The following is a 26,086-nucleotide window of genomic DNA, read 5'->3' on the forward strand; positions in this document are numbered from 1 at the left end:
GTTAATGCGGATTAGGTGGCATCTAATCCGCATTAGGAGGACGTGTCAAGGCGTTACCGGCAGATTACGTGATGCACACAAATCACCCTTGACACTCTCGTTCCGGCCGGAGTACACCTCTTCCTAATCCGCATTAGGTCGACAGGGAAGAGATCTTCATGTCCGACATCCCCCGACGCCGTTTCCTCGGCGGAGCCGTAGCGGCCGGACTCGCAGGGGCGCTGGTTCCCGCGGCACAAGCCCAGGCCGACACCCCTTCGATCTCCGCCGACGGCATCACGCTGACCGCGGCCACCGACGGCGGCGTCACCGTCCGCGACGGCGGTGGCGTCGAGCGGGTCAGGCTCACCGGGTTCATGGCCAAGGACTCCGTCACCGGCATCCAGCGCACCACCGGCGGAACGCCGTCGCTCATCACGCTCCAGGACGGCACGCAGGCCATCCAGGTCGACTACACGCTCCCCGGCACGGCCGCCGGAATCACCGTCCGCGGCGTCTTCAGCGTCGCGCCGCACCGCGCGAAGCTCCGCTGGGAGGTCGGCGGCTCGACCACGCTGATCCCGGCCGGTTTCATGCTCGGCCGCACCGTCGTCTCTCCCTCGGCGCCCGAGTCCTTCGCCGCGCTGACGACGTGGAACCGCGACGCCGGGGGAGGAGTGCCGTACGAAAGCAACGCCGGGGTCGTCTACCAGGAGACCTGGGCCGACACCCGCGCCTACTTCCGGCTGGCCACCACCACCCCTGCCTGGACCAACGCCACCTGGATCCACGCGCCGGGCACCGGGACCGCGAGCGCGGCCGTGACGGAGGCCGACCTGGTGCTCGGCTCGATGCGGCCCGCGGCGGGCGGCACCATGGGCGCGGGCCTTCCACTCGGCGTGGAGGTCTGGACCGACCAGCCCTTCTCCCTCTGGGACGCCGGCGGCCGGCCCATGGCCCTGCACGCGGAGGTCGCCAACGGGGGGAAGGCCGCCCGCAACGTCAAGCTGTCGTGGTGGGCGCGCGACTTCGACGGCAAGACGCTGGCCAGCGGCAGCGTGACCGGCACGGTCGCGGCGGGAGCCGCGTGGAAACAGACCTTCACCGTCACCTCGCCACCCCGCGGGATCGTGTTCACCGAGGTGAGCGCCACCGCGGGCACCGACAGCGCGTTCGCCCGCACCAACCTCGCCGTCCTGCCGCCGCACACCTACCAGGCGGGCGCCGACAGCATGTTCGGCATCGCCAACTACCCCTGGCTGCTCAAGCCCGACACCGCCGCCGTCGTGGGACTGATGAAACGCCTGGGCATCCAGCGTGTCCGCATCTCCTACGACGGCGGGCCCGGTCTCCCGCCCGCCACCCTCGACGCGGCGGGGATCAGTCACAACATCGAGCTCGCCGGGATCCCCCTGGGCGGAACGGCCGACGAGGTCGCCGCCTGGGCCGACACGAACACGCAGAAGGCGATCGGGTCGGGTGCCGGCTACTTCGAGGTCGCCAACGAGGTGAACAAGCCATGGATGAGTGGCGAGACCGCCGCCGCCTACGTGCGGGACGGACTACGCCCGGTACGCGACCGGCTGACCGCCGCGGGAGCGCCCACCAAGGTGCTCAACGCCGGCCTGGCCGGCATGGATCACGTCTGGACCAAGAACTTCCACGACGCCGACGGCTGGGACCTCATCGACGGGTTCGCCTTCCATCCGGGCAGGGGCAACTTCACGCCGGACTACGCGCCGCCTCCTGAGGAATGGACGCAGGGCAGCAACGGCTCCTACTGGAACTTCCTCGGCGGCCTGCGCAAGGCCCGCGAGATGATCGCGGAGTACGGGCACAAGGAGTTGTGGCTGACCGAGGCCTACGCCTGCACGAAGCCGAACAGCTGGTGGCACGACACCTACCGGCAGGCCGCGGAGAACGTCCTGCTCACCCTGGCGCTGGCCAAGGCCGAGGGGGTGCGCTGCGTGAACTGGTACCAGCTGCACGACAGCGTCCTCGGCAAGCCGCAGATGGCCGACCCGGCCAACCCCGAGTACCACTACGGGCTCATGAACCGCGACACCAGCGCCAAGCCGTCCATGCTCGCCTACGCCACGGCCGCGCAGGTGCTGGACGGGGCGACGTTCGTACGCTGGTTGAAGCTGGCCGACCCCGACCTGAAGGGACTGCTGTTCAGCACGCCGGAAGGACCCGTCTCGATCCTGTGGAGCAGGAAGGACGGATACCTGCTCAACACCGACCACGCGCCGGGCTCCACCTGGTTCGCCGCACCGGAACCGTGGGTGGACGGCTGGCCGACCAAGACGGATCTGAAGGTGGCCGCCGCCGGGAGCTCGGTGAGGGAGCTCGACTGCATCGGCAGGGAACGACGGCTCACCGCCCGAGAAGGCAAGGTCAAGGTCCGGCTGGACGGCGCCCCGCGCATCTACTTCGGTCTGACGGCGACCCCTGACCAACTGCCCTGAGGCCGAACTCTCCCCTGCCCTGGGGTGCAGAGAGCGCCGGCCATCCGCGACCTGCGCCTGTGCCGTTGATCCCGAACTCCCGCGCCACCGACGCGACCGTCCAGCCCCATGCGGACGGCTTCTTCCTTGAACTCCGGCGAGAACTGCCTGCGACGCCTCGTCACGCACCTACCGCGTCCACCGACTGGACGGAATCTATCCCGAACGCGCAGTGGATCAGTCGTAACGCGGATATTGCCTGCCGCTGTGCGTCGCTAGGCTCATCCGCGCCTCATGCCGTGAGGCGGAAATCGACGCAGGATGGGCACGACGTCCGCGATCAGGGCCGGACACGCTGTCTCTTGACACACCTCTGTCCGGCCAATTGGGTAGGTCCAGCCACGGGAGCTGGGGGATCAAGACCATGAATGAATTGAGATCACAGAGCTTGGGAAGCCTCCCGAGTCCATCCGCACCGGCCTTGATATTCAAAGGCGACGTAGAGGAAATGCGAGCGCAGGTCTCGCAGAACTTCTCGCCGCACGGCCTCAAGGTCATCAAAAGCCATTCGAACGGTGGCCGGTACAGGCTTCTGCACCGCGGGAACATCGTCTTGCACACACTGGCGTACGGGGCCGAAATCCGTGTCGAAGTACCGGCGCTGCCCGACTTCTACAACATTCATGTGCCGTTGACCGGTGGTGGAAGATTGACGGTCGGGCGCCAGGACGTTGCCGCACCACTTACCATCATCGGCCCTCGGCAGCGCATCGACATGAACTGGAGCGTCGATCACGATGTCATGATCATCCAGATTCCTGAGGTACTTGTCGATCGCCTCCTTGAGGATCAGCTCGGTGACGCCCCGAAAAAAGATATGCACTTCGAGCCACAAGTCACCGATGGGAGCCCTCTGGGCCGAGCACTCACCGCACTTTCCGTCCCCGCTACGGCAGGAATACCGTTCCCCTTTGCGGCCTCATCTCTCGCCGAACACCATTTCGAGCAGTTTTTGCTGCACACCATGCTCGGCTCACAGCCCCATACCTACTCTGCCGACCTCGACGGGCCCAGTGCCCCGTCGACCTCCGCAGCGCTTCGACGCGCACGCCACTTCTGCGAAGAACACGCCGCTGAGCCGATCACTCTAGGAGACATCGCCACTGCGGCCAGGGTGAGCGTCCGTACCCTTCAGGCGGGCTTCCGCGAACACCTGCAGACAACGCCCATGGCCTATCTGCGCAATGTACGTCTGGCCCGGGCCCACGCCGATCTTGTCCACATCGCAGCGACAGGCAGCCAGACCACTGTTACAGAGGTGGCGCTCCGCTGGGGTTTCGTGCATCTGAGCCGGTTCGCCTCCTTCTACCGCGAGACCTACGGTCACGCGCCCTCCGTCACGCGTCGAGGACGATAGTGAAGGCGACGCTTGAGGCTGCGAGACGCGTGACGCGCGGCCCGTTCCGGAAACGATCGTCCGGTATCCGGATCGCGCCGCAGGCCGCTCGCTTACCGGATAGTCCGGCATTCCGCCTCTCCGTACGATCCACTGCAGGAGACCGAGAGACACGAGCATCAGGAGGAAAAGTGCGCAAGAGCGTTCTTGCCCTGGCCGCGACTTTAGCGTTCACCGGGGCTGGACTCGCGTTCGCCGCCGCTCCGGCGAGCGCCGAGAACCGCGACTTCTCAGTCGGCAACCGCGACTTCTCAGTCGGCAACCGCGACTTCTCAGCCGGGAACCGCGATTTCTCGGTCGGGAACCGCGATTTCTGAATAGGCGACAGCGAAGCTCCGGTCGCCGACCAGGGATGACGGCCGGCGACGTTCAGCGTGACTCGAAGGGGTTGAACCCCACGGCTCGCCGCGCTCACGCAGCTCGAGTTGGTCAGCCCGGCGGACGCGCTCACGTTCGGCTTGCGACAGCGCGGCCAGGTGCGGCTTGCGCGCTCTGACCGGGCGGACCTGAGCTGGGCTTTGGCGGTTCTTGCGGTACCAGGTGGCCTGCGGAACCTCAGCCGCCCGGGCCGCGGCGTGAGACCGGCTACCGGAAGATTCGCTGAGATCGCCTGTCTGCCCTACTGGAGTGATGGCGGCCCGAAAGCCGTCGCTGAGTCTCCAATAGCCACAGCGCTCCCACTTGCTCATCGGCCGGCATTATGCCGCGTCTGTTCAGATGCATATGGGTCAGGCTGCGGACTACGCCGATATTGTCGGCCAAATCTGAGGGGCTGTCCGCCGTGCGGGTTTCGTACAACCCTCGAATGTGCGTGAGCCAGGGCGCCTGCCCCTCCGTCAGCAAGTTCATGAGCTCCTTGCGGGCCTCATGCGCACGTCGTCGTGACACCTTCCGAGCCGGCAGCCCCGCGCTCATACGGGTCAGCACCTCAGTGACGACATCAGCAGGAGCGCGCAAAGACTCGAGATAGAGATGGGTCAAGGCGGCCGCCAGCAAGGCCCTGTCCTGTTGTGACCGCCGGAGCGGCCTGAGGCAGGCGAGTGCGGATCTGCTGTCTTCGCAGAAGGAGCGTTCGCAGGCTGCCAGGCCTTCAGCACCCCCATATCGGCGGGTCTCCGGGCGGTAGGGCTCAATGGAGAAGGTGGTCACGAGGTCCTTTCCGGCCAGTACCCGAAGCACCTGACTCATTTCGATGACATTCGTGTCTTCGCTCCGGATCCTGATTCGGAGATGCCGGACGGGATCGTCGTACCGGACGAAGAACCACTGCGCCTTCCGGCGCTCAAGATGGTTACCGAGGACACGGATCACCTCGTCCTCGTCATCGGGATCCGCGACGATGTGGAAGGCCCACCACCGGTCGCCAGGAAGGTGCACGACCGGCTCGGTCACCTGGGAGACGTCCGCCGGTATGCGGGGATGTTCCGTGTTGACCATGGTGGCGACGAATTCGACGGGGCGGTCAGCCAGCTCGCTGACAAAGGACTCCTCGACCCATTCGCGTCCACGGCGCCTTTCGTCCGCGAGGAGGTCCCGGTGCAGGGGGTTTTCAAGGTCGAGCAGAAGCCGGGTATCGCCCTCCCCGACATGCACGTACCTGGGCATCGCCGGACCGCCGAGCGCTGCGTCGATCCGCCACCTGGCCGGGGAGACGATCAGATCGCCGATCTCCACCCGCGGCAGTGCACTGTTCGTCGCGGGCAGGGCGTCCCAGTCCCAGCCGGGTACGGCAGTGCCGAAGGCGGACACCCGATGGGCGAAATCCAGTAGTGGGGGCGCATCACCGGTATTGACCAGGTGGTGGGTACGTGCGACGACCTTGCGCCCGTCAGTCCGCGACCGCAGGTACGGCACGCCATCCGAAACGCCGACCACCAAATCGGCGGGTCGTGTCACGGGCCGTTCCGCGGTTGAGGGAGCCGACGACCAGGCGAGCAGCCCTTCGTAGGGAGAACAGCCGGTGGCGAGGTTGCGCAAAGCGTCCTGCCAATAGTCGATGGCCAGGAAAAGCGCCTCCGAGCCCTCACGACGCACCGCCGCCGCGACATGTTCCTCTACCCGCGGGTCCAGCCCGGCGAAGCGTGAAAAGGCCCGGCCGCCGGGGCCGGCCAATCCTCGTGGCCCCAGCACCCAGCCCGGGTCCCGTGGATCGCCCGTCTTGGTTCGTTGGACGAAGACGTCGTACGACACGGCAGCCCGGCTCAGCACAGGCAGGGTTGCGACGTCCTCCGGAACGATCGAGACCCTGTTCGCTGCCGCACGCCGGATCAGGGCAGCCCGGAGCGCTGTCAGTCGCGGGGAATCGGCCACGCCTGGTGCCGGTGGCCGTTCCTCGTCCAGCACTCGCTCAAAGGGGACCTCCTCATGCCCGAAACGTCGTGCGAACCTCTCTGCGAAGTCGGCGATCCACCGGTCCGGCCCTTGCGCCATGGCCAACCGCAGGAGGATCGGCATGGCCGCGAGCAGGGCGTGCTTCAGGGCATTCGGCGCTCGGCCGTCCACGGACATCGCCAGATCCATGGCCAGGCACGCGCGGGCATCCCGCCACTCAAAGACCTCAGTCGCCTTCTTGACCGCGTCGATCCCCTCCCCGAGAGGATATTGCTCGAGCTGACGCAGCAGGGAAACCCGATAGCCCAACTCATGTGGCGCAGGTCGACGTGCAGAGCTCACCAGCAGCCCGGCCTCCCGCAGCCGGCTGACGAAGGCGCGAGGATCGAGGAGCCCTGGGTCCGTGATGTGAACCAGTTCGGCAACAGAGTCGATGTCACGTGGCTCGGTGCAGTAGTCGCAGATCGTGTCGACGACGGGCAGCCGTCGTACCGAACGCATGGTCACGTTGTTACCGGGCGGTGCGAACAGGATCCGCCGAGCGGTCACCCGCCGGCTCGGGTTCACCTCGACCGTGGCAGCGGTGCTGTCAGCGAGACGGCACGCCACGGTGGCGTCCAACCTGACCCTCTTGGTGAAGGCGCGTGGGCGGATCTCGCCCTGGTCCGCGCCCCAGGTGGTGAAGCCCGTGGCGGCGAACAGACCGAAGGGCGTGGGACGATGGCTCATACGGTTGACGTACTTGAGGAAGGTCCGCTGCATGCGCTGCCGGGCCTCGGGATCAGGCTGCCAGGCTCCCGACGCATAGAGATCCAGGCGGCTCGCGAAGCGCGGGTTGGCCACCCAGACAGCCTCGGCCAGGACGGCGTTCGACCACAGCCGGATGATGGGATCCCCCTCGTGACTGTGGTCCGGCATGTCGTACGGCAGGACGGGCATGCGGACCATCACGAGCGGCAGCGCCGACCACGCTTCCTGCTCAGGCATTCGGCGTACGCTCCGGGCTGCTGCCGGTGTCCCAGACACGCCACAGCCTTGCGTAAATGTCGTCGCGCCGGAGCAACTCGTCATGAGAGCCCACTTCAGCGATACGGCCGCCCGACATGGCGATGATCAGGTCCGCCTGGGCGGCCGTGTCCAGCTTGTGAGCGATCTGGATGACCGTGTGGCCATGAAGTGAGCGGCGGAGCACGTCGTCCAGCCGCCGCTGCGTCGTTCTGGGGAGCGCGGAGGTGGCCTCGTCGAGAATGAGGATCGCCGGGGGATTCAGCAGGATTCGAGCCAAGGCGAGTTGCTGCGACTCCGCTGGAGTCGGGACATACGCCTCTTCTCCCAGCTCGGCGTCGATGCCTCCGTCCAACTGCGAGATCCAGGACATCGCGCCGGTGGCTTCCAAAGCGGCGGTCACCTGCTCGTCGGTGGCTGCAGGCATGAACAGGCGTAGGTTGGCCGCGGCGCTCCGTTTGAAGACGTGGTCCTCCTGAGTGACCAGCGCGATGTGACGGCGCAGAACGCTTGGCGGAAAACTGGCGATGTCGGTGCCGCCGACACGTATGCGTCCCTGTGACGCGGGCTGGACTCCGGCCATGAGCAGAGCCAGGGTGGTTTTGCCCGCCCCCGACGGGCCCACGATGGCCGTTCTTGTGCCGTGCTCGATGCGCAGGTGGGCGTCTTCGACCACGGGACGGCCCGGCTTGTACGCGAAGGTCACGCCTTCCACCACTACCGATCGGTCGACCGGTTCGGGGCCGGACTTCTCGCTCTCCCACGGCGTCTCGGGCACTCCGACGATTCTGGCCAGCCCGGCTGAGCCGCTCTGAAACTCGTCGAACCAGTCGGCGAGGTCGTCGAGCGGCCCGATCAGGGCTTGCGTGTAGAGGACAACGGTTGTCACCTCACCGACGTCCGCCAGCCCGATGCCGACCATCCATGCCCCGACGCCGGCGGTGACGACCAAGGGCAGGAAATAGCCGATCTGTACGAGGGGAAACCACCGGGCCGACAGATCAACAGGGGTGACAGAAGCGTCCCTGGCCTCGGCCACACCGGAAGCGATCAGTCGACCACGCCGGCCGCCAAGGTCGAACGCCTCTACCACCTGTGCGCCCTGCGCGGTCTCCAGCACCAGGGTCGACAGCCGTGACTGGGCGGCGAGTTCGTCCTGATAGGCCTTCCGGAGCCGCTTGGCGTACCTGCGCGTCGCCACCACGATGATCGGAACACCGACCAGCACCGTCCAGCCCAGCAGAGGGTTGGCCACGAAGGAAGCAGTGACCGTGAGCACCAGCGTGAGCAGCGCGGCCACCGTCTCCGGCAACCCGGATCTCACGACCTCATGGATGACCTCCATGTCGTTGGTGGACCGGGAGAGGATCTCACCCGTCCCCACGCTCTCGACCCGCTGCAACGGCATCCGCAGTACGCGGCTGACGAACGTCTCGCGCAGGTCGGCGAACACTCTCTCGCCCAGCCTGAAGGCCGACTTCCTGGCGAAGAACACCAGGACGCCCTGGAGCAGGACACACGCCGCGATTCCCGCGACGGCGAGGTCAAGGGGAAATCCTGGCGACCTGTGCGCGATGCTGTCGACGACATCGCCAAGGAGCATCGGCGGTACCAGCCCGACCGCTACCGCCACAAGGTAGAGGCAGACGACGGCGCCCAGTGTGCCGCGGTTGGACCTCAGCAGCCGCAGGACTTCGGCGCGGATCCTCGCGTTGTCGGCTGTCGGCAGGGTGGCGTCAGACATCCTGGATCTCCCGTGCGACTACGGCTCGGTAGGTCTTGCAGGTCGTCAGCAGCTGACGGTGGGTTCCGCTGACGAGGTCGCGTTCCAGGTAGAGCACCCGATCGGCGAGCTCCAGGAACGCCGGGCTCCGGGTCAGCACCACGGTGCCCGATTTCTGCCGGAAGGAGCGCAGGCGCGACGCGACCTCCTGCTCGGTGGCGCTGTCCAGCGCCTCTGTCGGCCGTACCATGACCAGATAGGGGCTCTGACGTGCGAGAGCGGAGGCGAGGGCCAGCCGTTGGCGCTGACCGCCCGACAGATTGCGTGCACGCGGTCCCACCGTCAGGTCCAGGCCTTCGGAGCTCATGGTCAGCAGGTCGTCGCAGACGGCTGTGCGCAGGGCCTCCAGCACTTCGTCATCACTGAGGCCACCGGCCGATTCAACGGCCTCACGGATGGTTCCGGAGAAGAGGAACGGCTGCGCGCCGTGATAGAGCACCGTCTTGCGTACGTCGGAGCGAGGGGCTTCGGCCAGTGCGGTGCCGCCGATCGAGGCTCGCCACGCGGGATCATCGGCTCGTAGCCCCGCCAGGTGTTCCGCGATCCGCGTCTCGTCGGCCGGCGATTCGGGAACGACGACGACCAGCTCTCCCGGTCGGACCACGATCCCCGTACGAGGTGTGGTCAGTTCACCCGTGAGCACGCCCGATTCGTCTACGGGAAGCTGCTCCCGGTCGGGGCCTCCCAAGCAGGCGTTGTAATTCTCTGTCGCGACCAATGCCCCGGCCCGGGTCCTCACGAAGTCTGCGACCGATCCGACGGGCTCGACCAGGAACACCGCCGCGGCACAGAACGCGACCAGTGCGCCTGGTTCGATCTCGCCGCTCAGCGCCAGTCGTCCGCCGGCCCAGGTGACCAGAATGAGCAGCAGGTTCGGCAGGAAGACGGCGGAGGCCGACAACAGCGCTTGGGTGCCTCCCACCGCGACGCCCGCTCGGAGCGTCTGCTTCGACACGACTCGGTAGTGCTCCTCGAAGGTGGCCTGCGCCCCGAGACCACGGAGCACCCGCAGCCCTCCCGCGAGGTCGACCCCCAGCTCATTCAGCGTGCCGAGGAGTTTCCTGTGGGCCCGCTGCCGGCCCTCCAGCGGCACCGCGATCCTTGTGGTGAGGAGGGAGACGAGCACGACGCCCAGCAGGACGGCCCCGCCGAGCGCCAGGGACTCCGCCAGCAGGTACGTGGCGATCACCGCCATCGCGGCGATCGAACCGAGCAACCGTGCGATGGCATTCGGGAACCCTCCGATCGCGTCGGTGTCGGAGTTGACCGAGGTGCCCAGCTCGCCCGTGGAGCCCTGCACGCCTCTGGTGACCCGATCGCCCAGACGGGCCTTCAAGTCGAATGACACCCGGATCTTCAACTTGGCCGCCACGACATAACGGGTGATCGATGCCGCGATGGTGACCGCCGCCAGCGTCGCCAGGAGCGCAATCGAGCCCACAACGCCGGAGGTCGCGTCGATCAGAATCGCGAGAATTCTGCCCAGCGACCATGGGATCAACGCTTCCGCGCCCCACTGCACCATGGCCAGCCCGACGAGAAGGCCGACTGCCCTCTTGTTCTCCCGAATGGGGTCAGACAGCGCAAGGTGGTTCACGACTGCTCCTCGACATCCGCCTCAAGGGGTAGGAGGGGGATCTCCTTCACGTCCGGATAAAGCGCTCGCAGGGCGTCCATTCCAGCGACGCGGCCGATCTCGGCGAGGATGTCGGCTGCGGCGTCGAGGAATGGTCCCCTTCGTGATCCCGCGGCGAATTTGAGCAGACCGCGCGGTCGGCTGACACGCGGGATGACCGCGTCGAACCGGTGCGATCGGAAACCGAAGCTCGCGCCGTGGACGAGGCGGATTCCTCGGGTGGCGGCCGCGTGGCGCAGCACACCCAGGACGAACCCATGATTGGCGACGCTGTCCTCTGCGCTGTCCTCGGCCAATTCGATGATGACGAACGGGGCGTCGCGGATGATGTCGTTCTCCGAGGCGAGCGAGGGGTGAACCACTGAGCTGAACACGCCGTTGACCGTTGCCAGCCTCTCGGCGACATACCGATTGTTGGCGTACACCTGGCCCGCGTGCCGTCGATGCCAGGCCGGGCGGAACAGGAAGGGAGCGTCCAGCGCCGCGATATCGGCGGCGCTCGGCCCGGCGCCGGTCACCCCACGCACCAGCCGCAGCACCTTCGCCAGTTCGCCCGCTCGCGGCACCCCACCGACCATCCCTTGGTGATGGAGGACATTGGCGACGCCGAGATTGGCCAGTTCCAGCCCCTGCTGGTCGAGTTTGAGCGCCGAGCGCACCTCGATGAACGTGACAGCGTCACGACCCGCCATCGCTTCCAGCACCTGCCGCATCGGCCAGGCCGGGGAGATCAGCGTGGTATCCGCGATCACCACCCGGGGGCGAGCCGGATCTTCCGCCCAGGCGCGCAGCCACCGCCGCAGCGGCAGAACATCCAGAGTGCGGCTGTAACGAACCGGCTCGACAAGGAGGACGTCGGCGCCGGAAAACGATGCCGGGTCCGTCAACGCCGACGGCGGGATCTTCTCGTGAGAGACGGCGGAAGACGCAAGGTACTCCAGGAGGAGATCGGTTTCGAAGTAGTCACCCCAGTATGCGATTTTCAACGGGTGTGCCTCGGTCGGATGCATCATATGAATGAGCGATTGCAGCACATGGGTGAGTGCGGCCATTCCGCTGGAGAAAGCAACGCTCTCCAGCGCCCATCCGGTGGGAACATGCTCCGCCACGGCAGCAGCCAGCCGTGCCTCCAGGTGAGAAGCCGTCATGTTCCGTTCATAGCTGTGGTCGAGCTCGCACCCGCTGGGCAGTACCGTCCGGAGCATCGTGTCGGGCGAGCGGAATCTCTGTTCGCTCATCGCGTGAGCGCGTCTCAGCAATAGCGACCTGAGTGTCTCCGCGGCTCGGTCGAGCTCGTGTTCGGCCAAGAGGCCCCGAGTGACGTCGACGCCCGCGAGCCGGTGGTGAAGCAACCGCCAGTCCGGCAGGTCCTCGTTAGGCAGCTCCATTATCTCCCGGACAAGCTCGGCGAGCAGGTTCTGCTCAACCGCCAAGAAATCATCCATCAATCCTGCTTGATGATAAAGAGGCGTGCCCCGCCGCCGTGGCGGCAGGGCACGCCGGAAGGAGTCAGTTGGTCTTCGGCTTGTTCATCGCCAGGATCGTGAGGTCGTCGCGGATCTCACGGATCTCGGTGCCGACCACGGGGGTCTCCCGGATGTCGAGCGATTCCACATCGGCGAACAAGTCGGCCAGATCCCGTTCCAGCAGCTCAATCGCATTCATTTGGCTCCCCTTTCTTGGCTAACCCGTGGCGGACGCCGCGGGTCGTCTGTAAGCGGACGAGGCGTAACTCCCTTCATGGCCGGCAAGCGCGGAGCCGTCGGGCAGAACGACAGCTCCGAGAGCGTCGTGCGCCCTGTCCAGCCAGTGGAGGAAGGCCAGCCCGTCCTCGCCGAGTTCGGTCCGGGCGCCATCGCCGTGCAGGCCTCGCCTGAACTCACGCGCCCGTGCCCATGCGACCGCGGTTCTGTGCAGAATCTCCGGGTCCGGTTCGGCATAAGAGCGACGGCGGGTCAGCAACGCCAGGTAGAGCAGAGTTTGGTGCACGTACACGTGGTAGGCGCTGATGGCGCGGTCGGCGCTGAACCGGCGGACTCTCAGTTCGTCCCCGCTCCAGGGAATGGGAATGGTGTGGCTCTCCGCGTCCACGTAGCCTGGCCGGAAGATCGTGCGGGCAAGCCCGATGTCGAAGAGCTTCTGGTGGAGCGACTCATGCAAGATCGACTCGGCGGCATCGTAGACATTCCGCAGGGCGGACACATTGACGAAAATCAGCTTGGGCGTCTGGGCGAAGTGCCCGCTGATGATCGCTCCAGTGAGCGGCACGAGACCGTAGGCGCACCGCAGGACGTCGGGAGCGACTACGGGCAGGGCTTCGGCGAGCAGGTCCATCGCGTGGTCAGCGGCGCGCTCCAGGTCGTCTCCGACCTCAACGGCTTTCACCAGAAGGTTTTCGCCGTCCGCGACGGTTTGCGCGTTCCAGCGGGACAGGACCTCCTCGCCGGCGCATGTGCCCCGCATGGCGCGGCATACGCGAGGACGGAAATGCCTGGACCGCGACTCGTCGGCGGTGAGCTGCCCGTCGCTGCCGCTTGCGATGGTCAGGAAATCGTTGATGGCCGCGTGAGCGGCTTCCTTCCGCCCGGCTTGGAATTCGCGGAGCGCGAGATCCAGAGCACCCCGGCGCAGGGCCTCAAGCTGAGGGGCCGCACAGGCGTTGAGCGCCTCCCGATCGATCTGCATCACATCGGCGCACAGTCTGCCAAGCCCTCGGTAATAAACGTCGGCCGTCCGGTCGGCGTTGTCGCCATCGCCGAACATTCCTGTGGCCAGGTGGCTCTCCACCTCCGAAACCGTTGTCTCCGCCTCAACAGCCGATTGGTGCACTGGGGTCGACGACACGGTATTACCCTTCCAGGGAAATCAGATCGTGGGCCGCGAGTTGGCGTAGTTGCTCGTTCACCAGAGCAATGCACTGATCGATGTTTACTGCGGGCATGATGTGAGAAACGCGCTGCGCCGTCGCCGCTGCGGTCTGGCCGTCGCAGACCTCCAGCAAATAGAGCTTGAATCTGTCGACGATCAATGTTGCGACGGGTTTGCGAACGAATATGAAGGCGCCCGTCAGATCGGCGAAGCGTTCCAACTCCCAGCCCATGGTCCGGCGAATAACAGAATCGGCCATGTGATTCCCGAAGGTCGCGGTTCGTCTCCGACTACTGACCATAGCAATGTCGTCGATTGGCTGACAAGAGGATTTTCTGTTATCCACTCAGGCTTGTGAGTGGCCCATGCCGGATTTGGATTGGACGCTCCTATTTTCATGGGATCGTAAATATTGTGCGATATTGCTTATGGTTTGACCCGGGTCTTTTGTGATCTGGCAGGCCTGAATCGATCTTGATGTGCTCGCCCTACCGCGCGTCGTGCTCCGCCACCGGATCAGCCATGCCGGCCGACCCAAGTGATGAGTTGTCGCGCCCGTACCCGTCACACCTACGACGGGACACGACGAGGCGGAAGGATGACGTGATGAGTGCGGACACGCGGCTGGAGGAGCTGGGCGTGAGCGGGCTGGGTGTGAGCGGTCTGGGCGAGGTCGACGAGCCGGCGTTCTCGGGGCTGGCGGAGCGGCACCGGCGGGAGCTGCACGTGCACTGCTACCGGATGCTCGGGTCGTTCGAGGACGCCGAGGACACCGTGCAGGAGACGTTCCTCCGTGCCTGGCGGCGGCGGGAGACCTTCGAGGGGCGGTCGACGTTCCGGGCCTGGCTGTACCGGATCGCCACCAACGCCTGCCTGGATCTGCTCGCCAAGTGCCGCCCGGAGCCTGCGACCGGCGGCGAGGTGCCGTGGCTGCAGCCCTACCCGGACCGGCTGCTCGACGAGCTGCCCGCGGGCGACGCGGACGAGCCGGAGACCGTCGCCGTCGCGCGGGAGACGATCGAGCTGGCGTACCTGGTCGCAGTCCAGCACCTCGCCCCGCGCCCGCGGGCCGTGCTGATCCTGCGGGACGTGCTCGGCTGGCCGGCGAAGGACGTTGCGGAGCTCCTCGGGGACTCCGTCAACTCCGTGAACAGCGCGCTGCAGCGGGCCCGCGCCGGCATGCGGGAGCACCTGCCCGCCGAGCGGCAGGACTGGACCGGCGGCGAGGAGGACGCCGGGACGCGCGAGCTGGTGCGCCGCTATACCGACGCCAGCGTGGCCACGGACATCGACGGGCTCGCCGCACTGCTGCGGGACGACGTCCGCTGCTCGATGCCGCCCACGCCGGGCCTGTACGTCGGCCGCGACGCGGTGGTGAACGACTGGGTCGAGAGCGGCTTCGAGGGCATGAAGCACCTGCGCGCCGTCCCCACCTCCGTGAACCGGCAGCCCGCCGTCGCCTTCTACCTCTGGCGGGAGCGGGAGGGCGCGTACCTGCCGCTGACGATCGACGTCCTGCGCGTCACCGGCGGGGCGATCACCGAGATCGTCACGTTCCACGACGACCGGTTCCCGCGGCTCGGGCTGCCGGAGCGCCTGCCGGCGGACGGCACGGAGTAGTCCCGGTGTGGACGCTCGCGCTGCGCGGTGGCGCGCGTGTCGCGGTGGTCGCGGAGGAGTGGTACGACGCGTTCGGCGTCGTCACCCGCGGGCGGGTGCAGCTGGAGCTGCGCGACGGCGAGCCCGGGCCGGTCCTCGGACGCGGCGCCGGGTTCTGGCTCCGCGGCACCGGCGTCCGCGCCCTGCGGAACCCCGGCCGTCGCACGGCGAGAGTGCGCATCGTCGTCCCGGGGCCAGAACCGTCATGCCAGTTATCGAATGATGGAGGAACGACATGAACAGCATGAATGACACCGGGGACGTCGCAGGCCCGGCATCGGGCCAGACCAGCCACACCCACCGACTCCGGGGGCTCGCCGGCACCGGCTTCGTCGCCGCGCTCGCAGCGATGGTGGCCACCACCCTCGCCGCTGCGCTCGCCCAGGCCGTTGGCGTCGATTTCGAGGTCCCCGATGGTGGCGAGACGATCCCGTTGCTCGGGTTCGCCGTGGTGACCGGTTTCTTCTCGGTCGTGGGCATCGTCATTGCCGTCGCTCTGCTTCGTTGGAGCGCTCGTCCCGCCGAGCGGTTCGTGTGGACGGCAGTGTCGCTGACCGCGATGTCGTTGGTCCCGCCCTTCCTCTCCGGGGCGAACACCGCCACCATCACCGCCCTCCTCGGGCTACACCTCGTCCCTGCGACGGTGATGATCCCCATCCTGGCGCGCAGCCTCCGCACCCGGACCGGTTGACGATCCCGCAACGGGACAACGCGCGGCGCGAGCGCCTTGGCGGACGTGGAAAGACAAGAAGAGGAGGTATCACCTCCGGTGGCGGCAGCCGGGGCAGAGTGTCTCGAGGCTGACTGCCCAGCGTTCGTTCCCACCGCTCGGCTTCTCCCGGGACGGGATCTTCAGTCCCTTGCCGATGTGCCGGTTTCGGCGGCACCACTCACGGTTTGGCTGTTCCGTTGAGGGCCTTGCGGAGCAGGGTGGCCAGTTGGTCCTGTTCGCGGGAGCTCAGATTGGCGGTGGCGGACCGGGCGAACTCGAAGGACTCCTCGAAGGCGGCGTAGAGGGCGGTTCCGTCGGGGGTTCGGACGATCTGCCGGGAGCGGCGGTCGTCGGGGTGGGGGTGTCGGCGGACGAGATCGCGCGCCTCGAGCCTGCTGATGATCTGGGTGATGTTGGATGCGTCGCAGCCGAGTTCGTCGGCCAGTTCCCGCATCCCGATCTGCCGGGTGAGCCGCCCGAGCACACAGGCCTGCGCCACGCTCAGCCCGTGCTCCAGGGCGGCGGTTTCGTAGGCGCGGTCGTAGGCATCGACGAAGTCGAACATCGCCCGTTCGGCATCGGTCGAGGCGGTGACGGGCCCCGTGGGTACGGCCATGGGGCCACTCTACCAAGAACTTGATGCAATCAAGTATGTATGTCAGGGTAGATACTTGAGTGAATCAAGTATCTACCGGAAGGGCATTCCGATGACGGTCACCAGCAGGGGACGGGCCCGGGCGTGGCACCTGACACGACGGCCGCACGCGCAGGCGTCAGCAGACGACTTCGCACTGGTCGAAGCCCAGATTCCCGAATTGGGGCCCGACCAGGTCCTGGTACGCAACACACACCTGTCGGTGGACCCGTACATGCGTGGCCGGATGGACGACCGCCCGTCCTACATCCCTCCGTTCCCGCTGAACGCGCCGCTGGAGGGGGGAGCGGTCGGCGTGGTCGTCGAGTCCCGCGCGGACGGCGTCAAGCCGGGCCAGGTGGTCGAGCACTTCCTGGGGCTGCGCGAGGCCACCGTGATCGAGGCGGCCGGGGTCGTCCCGATCGACACCGGCGATCTGCCCGCCGAAACCTATCTCGGTGTGCTCGGTGTGACAGGCCTGACCGCATGGCTGGGCATCACCCAGGTGGCGTCGGTGCGATCCGGCGACACGGTGTTCGTCACCGGCGCGGCCGGGGCGGTCGGGAGCATCGCCGGTCAGATCGCCAGGCTGCGGGGAGCCAAGCGGGTGATCGGCAGCGCGGGATCGTCAGCCAAGGTGCGCCATCTGGTGGACGACCTCGGTTTCGACATCGCCTTCGACTATCACGACGGTGCGGCCGGTGAGCACCTTGCACAGGCCGCGCCGGACGGCATCGACGTGGTCTTCGACAACGTCGGCGGTGCTCAGTTGGAGGCCGCGATCGACCAGCTCCGGGTTGGCGCCCGGCTGGCCCTGTGCGGGATGGCCAGCCAGTACGACGGCCGGGAGCCGCACGGCCTGCCGAACTTGTACCAGTTGGTCACCAAACGGGCGACCGCGCGCGGCTTCCTGGTCACCGACCACCAGGACCAGATGCCCGCCTTCCGCGCCGAGGTGGGTTCCTGGGTGCGCTCGGGTGAGATCGTCCACCGGCAGACGGTGCTGGACGGCATCGAGCGGGTGCCCGAAGCCCTGCTGGGCCTGCTGCACGGCGGAGCACCCACGATCGGCAAGGCCGTCGTCCGGCTGAAGGAGCAGGCATGACCCGTGCAGTGCTGGTGACCGGAGCCCGAGGCAAGACAGGACGCGAGGTGACCGCCCGGCTACGCCGCTCCGGGATCCTCGTCCGCGCCGGGTCGTCGCAGCCCGCCAGGACGCCGGCCACCGGGACCGATCTGGTTCGGTTCGACTGGCACGACCAGGAGACCTGGCGCGAGGCGGCCACAGCCGTGGACGCGATCTTCCTGATGCGCCCCGGCCTTCCCGCCGCCCCCGAACTCGTCGCCGGCCTGATCGAGGTGAACCCGGACGCGCACGTCGTCCTCCTGTCCGAGCAGGGAGCCGAAACCGTCTCGCCGGACCACTGGGCGCGCCGGGTCGAGGACGCGCTCGTCACCCGGGCCGCTTCCTGGACACTGCTCCGTCCGTCCTGGTTCCACCAGGTCCTGACCGACCCTCGGTTCTACCGCGACGCCATACGGGACGACCACGTCCTGAGCCTGCCCTCGGGGGGTGCCCCGATCGCGTGGGTGGACGCACGCGACATCGCGGACGTCGCCGTGGCCGTCCTCAGCGCGCCGGAGGAGCACCACGACCAGGCGTACACGATCACCGGTCCGGAGCCGGTGCCGGTCGCGTCCGTCGCGCAGGAGCTCTCCGCGCGCCTCGGCCACCGGATCCGTGCCGAGGACCCTGATCCGCAGGAGACCCTTCACGGCCTCGACCCCTGGACAGCGGGCATTCTCGACGACCTCTACCGCCGCGTCCGACACGGCGGCTTCGGCGAGGTCTCGGGGGCCGTAAAGCAGATCACCGGACGTGAGCCCACGTCGATACGCGAGTTCATCGACGCCCACCTCGATCAATGGAGGACAAGCCCGATGTCGGTCCCATAGTCGCGCGCCGACCGGGGCCGCTGACCGCCCAAGGTCGCGGTCCGTGTCGGCTGCACCGTCTACTGACAAGGCCGATCGCAAGCCGCCATCAGCCGGCATGAAAGCGATCCGCCATACACAAGGCGTGCCCCACTCGACCACTGGTGCGAGGAGACTCCCATGCGTCGCGCGAAATTCACCGCTCTGATCGGCGCCGCGATTCTGGCGGCAGGACTCGTTCCTCTCACGGCGACGCCCGCCAACGCCATGCCCGCCGGATGGTTCCATCTCCGGGGTACCACGAAGGACAAGACCGCTCCCTTCGCCCTGCGCGCCATGGACGTGCAATGGGCCCCCGACGGCAAGATCACTGGATTGGTCCGGTTGAACGCGAGCACGTTCGCCAAGGATTCGCAGCTGTGGAAGGTGAGATTTCCCAGTACCGGAAAAATTGGCGAGGTCAAACTCGAGAACAAACTGACGGGACGCTGCATTCTGTTCGGCGGCGGGCGCATGCAGGACGGCGGGGGCACCGCGGCGGGTCTGGGGCCGTGCAGTGGCAACACCGTCTGGATGGCCATCCCGATGGGCCCCAACAAGTACGCCTTCCGCTCCCGTGCCAACGCCCCGGCCCACCCGATGTGTCTGAGCAAGAGCACGACGGGAAATCCGGAATTCCTCAGACTGAAGGACTGCAGTGACAACCGCTTCACGCCCGAGATGGTCTGGGAGACGTACATACGGGGCTGACTGCCGTATCTCTCCGGCCGTCACCGAGACGACTACAGCAGGCTGCTCCAGTACGACCAGAACCGGATCCCGATCAACGTGAGGATGGCCAGGTACCAGACCGTAAGCGTCACCGTGTGGTACTCAGTCAGCTTGCGCCTCGGCCCGCTCGACGCGCCGCTGAGGGTGTGCAAGCTGACGTACCAGAAGATCGGCATGGTCACCGCCCAGACAACCATGCAGTACGGGCAGAGCGCGCCGATGACGTAGAGGCTCTGGAAGATCAACCAGTGGATGAAAACCGCCCCGGCGGTCACGCCCGCCTGCAGCCCGAGCCAGAACCAGCGGCGTGGACGTGCACCCGCCAGGAGTGCCGCCCCCACGGCGGTGACAACGGCGAACCCGGCTATGCCCAGCAGCGGGTTGGGAAAGCCGAACAGCTCTGCCTGCGGCGTACGCATGATCGAGCCGCAGGACAGGACCGGGTTGATGCTGCAGCTGGGCACGTGGGCCGGGTTCTTCAACAGCGCGATCTTCTCGACCGTCAGCACGAACGACGCTACGAACCCGATCAAGCCGCCGACCAGCAGAAGCCGAGGCAGGAGCCGGGGAAATGGATCGGTGGCCGCCCGCGGCTCGTCGAGCTTACTTGGCGAGCGCAGCATCGATGGCCGCCTTGAACTCGTCGGATGAGCGCGGTTCGATCTTCTTCTCGTTCAGGAAGAACGTGGGGGTGCCCTGGACTCCCAGAGCCTGCCCGTCGGCTGCGTCCTTCTTCACCCGGGCCAGCGTGGCCGGGTCGTCGTAGGCCTTGTCCCAGGCTGCCATGTCCAATCCCAGGCGCTGAGCGAGCTGGCGGAAGAAGGGATCGGCCGCCACCTTCTTCTCAGCCCACTGGCTCTGGGTCTCGTACATCTGCTGGTACATGGGCTCGAACTTGCCCTGCTGCGCGGCCGCCTCGACCGCGCGGGCGGCCCGTTCGGCGTTGAAGTGACTGGCGATCGGGAAGTATCGCGCCACGAAGGTGACCTTCCCGGCGTACTGCTTCCGGATCTCCTCCACGGTCGGGAAGTACGCCTTGCACGCCTCACACTCGAAATCGAGGAACTCCACGAGCGTGACCTTGCCGTCAGGGGCGGTCTGCAGCTTGTGGCTGTCCTTGCGGACGAACTGGGTCTCACCTGCCGCCAGCTGCCCCGCCCGCTCGCCGGCGGCGTCCAGCCGGTTGATCAACACGAACGCGGCCACGACCATGACGAACACGCCGATAACCACGAGCGAGACCTTGAGATTGCGGCGGCGAGCGTCCTGCCGTCTACCCTCCTCCCGGGCTGCCTCTACCTTGGCGCGCCGGGTCTCGGTCCGCTCTTGCTCTCGCGACACCTGCAACTCCTCCCAACACATCTGATCGGCCTGGGGCGGCCGAAGTTCTACGCAGTGTAGAAGATGCGGGGATACTTTCGACATAAATCGCTTTGGGCTGCTGTTGGTTCGGCGTCAGCCGGGGCTTCGACGGTGATGGAAGCTCGATGGTCGGGCGGCGTCCGCTGCGGTCGGCTCACGACCTTATGGACGAGAGTTTCTCGCCGTACCGGTGGTATGGCGCGCAAGATGAGGTCAGGCCTTCTCCTGATGGACAAGGTCCGACGGGCACTGGAGTGCCGCTACTTCTTCTCTTGGAGGGTGACGGTGACCTCGTTGAGCTTGCCGTCCCTCATGTACGTGATCTTGACCTGTTGGCCCGGTTTGAAACCTCTCACCTGCCCCACCACTGTTTCCCCTGCGTCAACCGTCGTGTCGCCGATCTTGGTGATCAGGTCTCCCTGCTTCAGGCCCGCCTTGTCCGCCGGGCTCCCTGCGGTGATCTGCCCGATCAGGGCGCCGGGAACGTCGCCTGTCGCGTCGGTGACGCTCACACCGAGGAACGCGTGGCTGACCTTGCCGCTGCTGATGAGCTGCTCGGAGACCTGCTTGGCGGTGTTGACCGGGATGGTGAAGCCGACGCCGCCGCCCGCGGCGTTCGAGGCGATCGCGGTGTTGATGCCGATCAGCTCGCCGGTGGCGTTCACCAGCGCGCCGCCGGAGTTGCCGGGGTTGATGGCGGCGTCGGTCTGGATGGCGCCGCCGATCGTGGTCCCAGCGCTCTGCTGCTGCTCCTGGCCCAAGCCCGGCGGGATCTGCTGCCGCTGGTCAGGACCGGTGGTGAGGGTACGGTCGAGCGCGCTGACGATGCCCGCCGTGACCGATCCGTCCAGCCCGAGCGGGCTTCCGATGGCCAGCACCGGGTCGCCGACCTTGAGCGCGCCGCTGTCGCCGAGGGTGGCCTTGGCCAGCCCGGAGACGCCTGCGGCCTTGATGACGGCGAGGTCGGTGGCCGGGTCGGTGCCGACCACGCTGGCCTTGGCTGTCTTGCCGTCGCTGAACTTGACGGTCATCTGCCCGCCGCCCTGGCTGGCCCCTTCGACCACGTGGTTGTTGGTGAGGATGAGCCCGTCCGGCGACAGCACCACGCCGGAGCCCTCGCCGCTCTGGCCCTGGATCATCACGACGGTCGGCTGCACCTTGGCCGCGACCTCGGCCACCGTGAGCTGGTCGGCGGCCGGCTTGAAGACAGGACTCGGCGCGCCGGCGGTGGCCACCGGCTCGGGCCGGAACGCGTTGGCGACGACGGCGCCCACAACGCCGCCGCCGATGGCCATGGCGGCCAAGGCCAGCGCGGCGACGGCCCTTCGACCGACACCGAAACCGGGCTCATTCACGGGAGGCGGCGGCGGTGGCGGCTGCTCCATGACGATCGTGTCACGGCGGGGGAAGCCTCCGGCCACCGGCGGTGCACTGCCGAACTGACTCCACCCGCCGGTCCCCTGCTGATGGGGCTCGCTCACGTTCATCCGTCATCTCCTTGAATCCCGATGCTCTCGAAGGGTGTCAGGAGTCGCATAAGAGGCGGTTAAGCCGATGATCCAGGTGAGACAGAGCCTCGGTACTCGGTTACCAGCCGAGTTCGTCGCAGCCGGTGTGGTTGGCGGGTTCGACCTGGAGGGTGGCGTGGGCGACGCCATGGCGGCGCAGCAGCACGTCACGGGCCTGGTCCAGGACGGCGTGGTTGCCGTTCTGGTCGGCGGTGACGAGATGGGCGGTGGCGACGTTCATGCCGGAGGTGAGGGTCCACAGGTGCAGGTCGTGGACGTCGCGTACACCGTCGATGGCGGCCAGGTCCTGCGCGACGGCGGTGGCGTCCATGCCCTCGGGTACGTGCTGGCCGAGCACGGCGAAGACCTGGCGGCCGAGCGAGATGGCGCGTACGGCGACGAAGACGCCGATGGCCAGGGCGACGACGGTGTCCCAGAACGTCTGTCCGGTGGCGGAGACGAGCCCGCCCGCGATGATGACGCCGACGGATCCGGCCGTGTCGGCGACGACCTCCAGGTAGGCGCCCTTGACGTTGAGGCTCTCACTGGCGCCTGAGCGCAGCAGGAGCAGGGCGATGAGGTTGACGACCAGGCCGATGGCGCCGACGACGAGCATCGGGCCGGAGGAGACTTCGGCGGGTCCGCCGATCCGGCCGATGGCTTCGGCGACCACGTAGAGGGCGACCCCGAGCATCAGCACGACGGCCAGCAGTGATGCGAACACCTCGGCCCGGTACGAGCCATAGCTGCGGCGGCCTGTGGTGTCCGGCCGGGTGGCGATCCTGGTGGCGACCAGGGCCGCGCCGAGGGTGACGACGTCGGCGGCCATGTGCCCGGCGTCGGACATCAGTGCCAGCGAGCCGGAGATCAGGCCGTAGGCGAGTTCGACGACGAAGAAAGAGCCGATGAGGGCGAAGGAGACCGCCAGGCGCCAGCGGTGCCGGCTTCCCGCGTGCCCGTGTCCGTGTCCGGCGCCCATCAGGTGTTCCCGTCGCGTTCGGGGTGGATGGCGTCGGTGTGCTCGGTGTGGGCGAGAGCCAGGTCGAGCAGCATCCGTACGTGCGGGTCTTCCAGTCGGTAGTAGGCCATCCGGCCGGAACGACGGGCGGCGACGATGCGGTGGGCGCGCAGCAGTCGCAGCGCGTGGGACACCGCGGACTCGCTCTGGCCGGTCACCGCGGCCAGATCGCACACGCACAACTCGCCGTCCAGCAGCGCCACCAGCAGCCTCAACCGGTTCGGATCCGACAGCAGCCCGAAGATGTCCGCGGTGTCGGTGAGGTCCTCGGCGGCAGGCATGCGCTCGCAGACGGCGGACACCCTGTCTGCGTCGACCACCTTGACAGCACAGCCGTCCATCTTCAACACGCGCTCATCTGAAGATTCGTTCATATAATCAAGATATGGCGTTGCCTGGATGCCGTGTCAAGGGCGTCCGTTTTGTTGGCCGATGTCGCGTAGGGCGACGTGACTGCTCTCGGTCAGCTTTTCATCCGCTTTATGTCACGACGAATATCGTGTGATCGTCTGGGAGCGAGGGGGGTCGGGGGGAACACGGCGGTGACGAGGCCGGCCCGGAGCGCGCTGGTGGCGCTGGCCATGACCCTTCTCGCCATCATGCTGCTCTCCCACGGGGTGCCTTCCGCGGATGATCCGTACGCCCCCGCGACTGCCGTGGCCGCGGGCGAGACGAGCCACTGCGATCACTTCCCGACCTCGGAGGAGAAGTTCGGCCACGCCTGGGCCCTTGACCGCCAGCGGGCCGGCCGGCCCCTCGATGCGACGAGCCCGTCGGACGCCATGGTGCCGGAACCCGCGGCGCCGGCGCTCACCACCGTGGCGCAGGCCGAGGACCCGCCGTACGGGCCGCGCAGACAACCCAGCGGTGCGTTGCTCCAGGTGTTCCGCTGCTGATCGGGGTCGCCCGAGCGCGCGGGGCGGCCCCGTCTCGTACGACGCTGCCCGTCGCTCGGGGGCAGTTTCCGCAGGCGCTGTTCATCACCTACTCCGACTCCCGCGTGATCCCCTCGTTGTTCACCGGAGCCCAGCCGGGCGAGCTGTTCGAGCTGCGCACGGCCGGCAACATCATCCCTCGTTACCTGCCGGGGCACTCGTCCGGCGAGGCCGCCACCGTCGAGTATGCGGTGGAGGTGCTCGGCGTCTGCGACATCGTGGTGTGCGGGCACTCGCACTGCGGCGTGGTAGGCGCGCTGGTGCGAGGAGAGGACCTGGCGTCCGTGCCCGCCGTTCGCGACTGGCTGCGGAACGCTGACGTCCGGCCGGTCGCCGGCGACGGGCCGGACGTCAGCCGGGCCGTGCAGGCCCACGTGCTGGCCCAGTTGGACCGGTTGGGCGAATACCCGGCCGTCGCCACCCGGCTCGCCGGCGGACGGCTGTCGCTGCGGGGCTGGTTCTACGAGGTCCACACCGGCTCCGTGCTCGCCTACCGGCCGGACGCCGGCGAATTCCTCCCGCTGTGAGCGCCATGAGAATCGCCGCGCGCAAGGACTTCGCCGCCTCCCTCGTGGTCTTCCTCGTCGCCCTGCCGCTGTGCGTGGGCGTCGCCGTCGCCTCGGGGGTGCCCGCCGAACTCGGGCTGATCACCGGTATCGTCGGCGGCATCGTGACCGGGCAGCAGCCTGCAGGTCAGCGGCCCGGCCGCGGGCCTGACCGTACTCGTCTACGAGGCCGTGCAGGCGTACGGCCCGGCCGCCCTCGGCGTGATCGTCCTGGCCGCCGGCGTGCTCCATGTGACGATGGGCGCCCTGCGGCTGGGACGGTGGTTCCGGGCCATCTCCGTCGCGGTCGTGGAGGGCATGCTGGCCGGCATCGGCCTGGTCATCATCGCCGGACAGCTGTACGCGATGGCCGACCAGCCCGCACCCGCCGGCGGCCTGGGGAAGATCGCGGGCCTGCCCGCGCTGCTCGGGAACGTGACCGGCTCGGCTCAGGCGCTGTCCGCGCTCGGCGTCGGGGCCGGCACGATCGTGGTGATGGTCCTGTGGCAGCGCCTGCCCGCCTGGGTCCGGGTGGTGCCCGGCGCGCTCGCCGGGGTGCTCGTCCACGCGGGCTGGAAGCTCCTTCCCGCGAAACACCTCGCCGTGTTGTGGCGCGAGCACCGTGGGGAGGCGGTGATCCTGGTCGTCACGGCGGTGGCCATCGTGTCGGTGAACATGTTCGAGGTTGTGCTCATCGGGTTGGCCCTGTCGGTCGTCAAGTCCGCGTGGGAGACCTCGCACACCCAGGTCAAGGCCACCCACGGCGACCACGGGCCGATCCGGGTGGCGATCAGCGGCAACGCGACCTTCCTGCGCCTGCCGAAGATGCTCGACACGCTGGAAGCGCTGCCGAAGGACCGCCCATCGAACTGGACCTCGGCGGGCTGCGCCATCTCGACCACGCGTGCCGTACCGCCCTGACCACATGGGCGGAACGCCACAACGAAGAGGGCACCGAACCGGTCCGGATCCTCACCACCGTCTGAACCGCACCGTCGTCGCCGCGCCTCGCGAACCGGGGCGCGGCGACGACGGGCCGGCGTTTCAGTGGTCGGCGTGGTTGTCGCTGACGGTCATCTCGTCGCGTGGCCGGGCGTGGTGGGTGGGGCCGTGAGGGTCGGCGCAGTGCGGTTCGAGGGGGCGTGGGGTGCCGTCGTCGTCGAAGGCGTGGCTGTCGGGTGTGGCGTGGTCGACCTGCAGGGTGGTGTGTTCGATGCCGTGGCTGTGGCGGAGGAGTTCTTCGACGGCCAGGCGGGCGGCGTGGCAGTCGGCGCCGGGGGTGACCAGGATGTGTGCCGAGAGGGCGGCGTATCCGGAGGTGACCTCCCAGATGTGGAGGTCGTGTACTTCGACGATGGTGTCGAGGGCGGCGATCTGGCGGCCGATCTGGGCGGGGTTCATGTCGGTCGGGGCGGCTTCCATGAAGACGCGTCCGGCGTCGCGGACCAGGCCCCATCCGGCTTTGAGCATGAGGGCGGCGACGATCAGGGCGGCGATGGCGT

At 67.6% G+C, this 26,086-nt stretch carries 26 protein-coding genes; 12 read left to right on the plus strand and 14 right to left on the minus strand.

From position 1 onward, the window contains the following. Nucleotides 1-158: 158 nt before the first annotated feature. From ACWDRB_RS07580 to ACWDRB_RS07590, 3 genes are all read left to right on the plus strand, one after another. Nucleotides 159-2,447, plus strand: a complete 2,289-nt coding sequence (locus tag ACWDRB_RS07580; protein ID WP_449892276.1) for a hypothetical protein — start codon at nucleotides 159-161, stop codon at nucleotides 2,445-2,447. A 403-nt stretch (nucleotides 2,448-2,850) separates the two neighbouring features. After that, nucleotides 2,851-3,843: an AraC family transcriptional regulator gene (locus ACWDRB_RS07585; protein ID WP_449892277.1), complete on the plus strand. Its 993-nt coding sequence runs from the start codon at nucleotides 2,851-2,853 to the stop codon at nucleotides 3,841-3,843. Nucleotides 3,844-4,013: 170 nt separating this feature from the next. After that, a complete protein-coding gene (locus ACWDRB_RS07590) occupies nucleotides 4,014-4,199 on the plus strand; it encodes a hypothetical protein (protein ID WP_449892279.1) in 186 nt (61 codons plus the stop codon). Between the two features lie 268 nt (nucleotides 4,200-4,467). On the opposite strand, the gene ACWDRB_RS07595 is transcribed toward ACWDRB_RS07590, so the two are convergent. From ACWDRB_RS07595 to ACWDRB_RS07625, 7 genes are all read right to left on the minus strand, one after another. Next, nucleotides 4,468-7,200, minus strand: coding sequence for a thiopeptide-type bacteriocin biosynthesis protein (locus tag ACWDRB_RS07595; protein WP_449892280.1), 2,733 nt, complete (start codon nucleotides 7,198-7,200; stop codon nucleotides 4,468-4,470). Then, complete coding sequence (locus ACWDRB_RS07600) at nucleotides 7,193-8,962, minus strand: ABC transporter ATP-binding protein (protein WP_449892281.1); 1,770 nt, start codon at nucleotides 8,960-8,962, stop codon at nucleotides 7,193-7,195. The genes ACWDRB_RS07595 and ACWDRB_RS07600 overlap by 8 nt, the downstream gene beginning before the upstream one ends. Further along, nucleotides 8,955-10,598, minus strand: coding sequence for an ABC transporter transmembrane domain-containing protein (locus tag ACWDRB_RS07605; protein ID WP_449892282.1), 1,644 nt, complete (start codon nucleotides 10,596-10,598; stop codon nucleotides 8,955-8,957). The genes ACWDRB_RS07600 and ACWDRB_RS07605 overlap by 8 nt, the downstream gene beginning before the upstream one ends. Next, a complete protein-coding gene (locus ACWDRB_RS07610; protein WP_449892283.1) occupies nucleotides 10,595-12,082 on the minus strand; it encodes a hypothetical protein in 1,488 nt (495 codons plus the stop codon). The genes ACWDRB_RS07605 and ACWDRB_RS07610 overlap by 4 nt, the downstream gene beginning before the upstream one ends. Before the next feature lie 64 nt (nucleotides 12,083-12,146). Then, a complete protein-coding gene (locus ACWDRB_RS07615) occupies nucleotides 12,147-12,302 on the minus strand; it encodes a hypothetical protein (protein ID WP_355192567.1) in 156 nt (51 codons plus the stop codon). Nucleotides 12,303-12,320: 18 nt separating this feature from the next. Beyond that, nucleotides 12,321-13,424 carry a hypothetical protein gene (locus ACWDRB_RS07620; RefSeq protein WP_449892284.1) on the minus strand — a complete coding sequence of 368 codons (1,104 nt, stop codon included), beginning with the start codon at nucleotides 13,422-13,424 and terminating at the stop codon, nucleotides 12,321-12,323. Between the two features lie 61 nt (nucleotides 13,425-13,485). Further along, nucleotides 13,486-13,764 (minus strand): hypothetical protein, encoded by a 279-nt coding sequence (locus ACWDRB_RS07625; protein ID WP_449892285.1) that lies wholly within the window; start codon nucleotides 13,762-13,764, stop codon nucleotides 13,486-13,488. 347 nt (nucleotides 13,765-14,111) lie between these two features. On the opposite strand from ACWDRB_RS07625, the gene ACWDRB_RS07630 reads away from it, so the two are divergent. From ACWDRB_RS07630 to ACWDRB_RS07640, 3 genes are read left to right on the plus strand one after another with little or no spacing between them, the layout of a single operon-like run. Next, the gene (locus tag ACWDRB_RS07630; RefSeq protein WP_449892286.1) at nucleotides 14,112-15,125 is read left to right on the plus strand and encodes an RNA polymerase subunit sigma-70; all 1,014 of its coding nucleotides are present in this window, start codon (nucleotides 14,112-14,114) and stop codon (nucleotides 15,123-15,125) included. A 5-nt stretch (nucleotides 15,126-15,130) separates the two neighbouring features. Next, complete coding sequence (locus tag ACWDRB_RS07635; RefSeq protein WP_449892287.1) at nucleotides 15,131-15,403, plus strand: hypothetical protein; 273 nt, start codon at nucleotides 15,131-15,133, stop codon at nucleotides 15,401-15,403. After that, entirely contained in the window at nucleotides 15,400-15,855 is a 456-nt protein-coding gene (locus ACWDRB_RS07640; RefSeq protein ID WP_449892288.1) for a DUF6069 family protein, read from the plus strand. The genes ACWDRB_RS07635 and ACWDRB_RS07640 overlap by 4 nt, the downstream gene beginning before the upstream one ends. A gap of 199 nt (nucleotides 15,856-16,054) precedes the next feature. Here ACWDRB_RS07640 and ACWDRB_RS07645 read toward each other — a convergent pair whose 3' ends face one another. Further along, entirely contained in the window at nucleotides 16,055-16,492 is a 438-nt protein-coding gene (locus ACWDRB_RS07645; protein WP_350734908.1) for a MarR family winged helix-turn-helix transcriptional regulator, read from the minus strand. 91 nt (nucleotides 16,493-16,583) lie between these two features. Here ACWDRB_RS07645 and ACWDRB_RS07650 point away from each other — a divergent pair, with 91 nt between their 5' ends. The 3 genes from ACWDRB_RS07650 to ACWDRB_RS07660 all read left to right on the plus strand — a co-directional run bounded on the left by ACWDRB_RS07650 (nucleotide 16,584) and on the right by ACWDRB_RS07660 (nucleotide 19,195). Beyond that, on the plus strand, nucleotides 16,584-17,615 hold the full coding sequence (locus ACWDRB_RS07650; protein ID WP_449892289.1) for an NADP-dependent oxidoreductase: 1,032 nt from the start codon (nucleotides 16,584-16,586) through the stop codon (nucleotides 17,613-17,615). Beyond that, nucleotides 17,612-18,466 (plus strand): NAD(P)H-binding protein, encoded by an 855-nt coding sequence (locus ACWDRB_RS07655; protein WP_449892290.1) that lies wholly within the window; start codon nucleotides 17,612-17,614, stop codon nucleotides 18,464-18,466. Before ACWDRB_RS07650 ends, ACWDRB_RS07655 begins: the two co-directional genes overlap by 4 nt. A 159-nt stretch (nucleotides 18,467-18,625) precedes the next feature. Further along, nucleotides 18,626-19,195, plus strand: a complete 570-nt coding sequence (locus ACWDRB_RS07660; RefSeq protein ID WP_449892291.1) for a hypothetical protein — start codon at nucleotides 18,626-18,628, stop codon at nucleotides 19,193-19,195. A 32-nt stretch (nucleotides 19,196-19,227) separates the two neighbouring features. On the opposite strand, the gene ACWDRB_RS07665 is transcribed toward ACWDRB_RS07660, so the two are convergent. The 5 genes from ACWDRB_RS07665 to ACWDRB_RS07685 form a co-directional block, all read right to left on the minus strand. Then, the gene (locus ACWDRB_RS07665; protein ID WP_449892292.1) at nucleotides 19,228-19,839 is read right to left on the minus strand and encodes a vitamin K epoxide reductase family protein; all 612 of its coding nucleotides are present in this window, start codon (nucleotides 19,837-19,839) and stop codon (nucleotides 19,228-19,230) included. Further along, nucleotides 19,820-20,557: a DsbA family protein gene (locus ACWDRB_RS07670; RefSeq protein WP_449892293.1), complete on the minus strand. Its 738-nt coding sequence runs from the start codon at nucleotides 20,555-20,557 to the stop codon at nucleotides 19,820-19,822. Before ACWDRB_RS07670 ends, ACWDRB_RS07665 begins: the two co-directional genes overlap by 20 nt. 281 nt (nucleotides 20,558-20,838) lie before the next feature. Beyond that, a complete protein-coding gene (locus ACWDRB_RS07675; RefSeq protein WP_449892294.1) occupies nucleotides 20,839-22,065 on the minus strand; it encodes a S1C family serine protease in 1,227 nt (408 codons plus the stop codon). Nucleotides 22,066-22,165: 100 nt separating this feature from the next. Continuing rightward, complete coding sequence (locus tag ACWDRB_RS07680) at nucleotides 22,166-23,065, minus strand: cation diffusion facilitator family transporter (protein WP_449892295.1); 900 nt, start codon at nucleotides 23,063-23,065, stop codon at nucleotides 22,166-22,168. Then, a complete protein-coding gene (locus ACWDRB_RS07685) occupies nucleotides 23,065-23,478 on the minus strand; it encodes an ArsR/SmtB family transcription factor (RefSeq protein ID WP_364263602.1) in 414 nt (137 codons plus the stop codon). Before ACWDRB_RS07685 ends, ACWDRB_RS07680 begins: the two co-directional genes overlap by 1 nt. Before the next feature lie 168 nt (nucleotides 23,479-23,646). Here ACWDRB_RS07685 and ACWDRB_RS07690 point away from each other — a divergent pair, with 168 nt between their 5' ends. The 3 genes from ACWDRB_RS07690 to ACWDRB_RS07700 all read left to right on the plus strand — a co-directional run bounded on the left by ACWDRB_RS07690 (nucleotide 23,647) and on the right by ACWDRB_RS07700 (nucleotide 25,505). Beyond that, nucleotides 23,647-24,000 (plus strand): hypothetical protein, encoded by a 354-nt coding sequence (locus ACWDRB_RS07690; RefSeq protein ID WP_449892296.1) that lies wholly within the window; start codon nucleotides 23,647-23,649, stop codon nucleotides 23,998-24,000. Nucleotides 24,001-24,044: 44 nt separating this feature from the next. Beyond that, entirely contained in the window at nucleotides 24,045-24,566 is a 522-nt protein-coding gene (locus tag ACWDRB_RS07695) for a carbonic anhydrase (protein ID WP_449892312.1), read from the plus strand. A gap of 210 nt (nucleotides 24,567-24,776) precedes the next feature. Then, nucleotides 24,777-25,505 carry a SulP family inorganic anion transporter gene (locus ACWDRB_RS07700; protein ID WP_449892297.1) on the plus strand — a complete coding sequence of 243 codons (729 nt, stop codon included), beginning with the start codon at nucleotides 24,777-24,779 and terminating at the stop codon, nucleotides 25,503-25,505. Nucleotides 25,506-25,628: 123 nt separating this feature from the next. Here the strand turns inward: ACWDRB_RS07700 and ACWDRB_RS07705 are convergent. Next, on the minus strand, nucleotides 25,629-26,086 hold a 458-nt coding region (locus ACWDRB_RS07705; protein WP_449892298.1), incomplete at its 5' end, for a cation transporter dimerization domain-containing protein.

The sequence above is a fragment of the Nonomuraea sp. NPDC003707 genome (genome assembly GCF_053587055.1).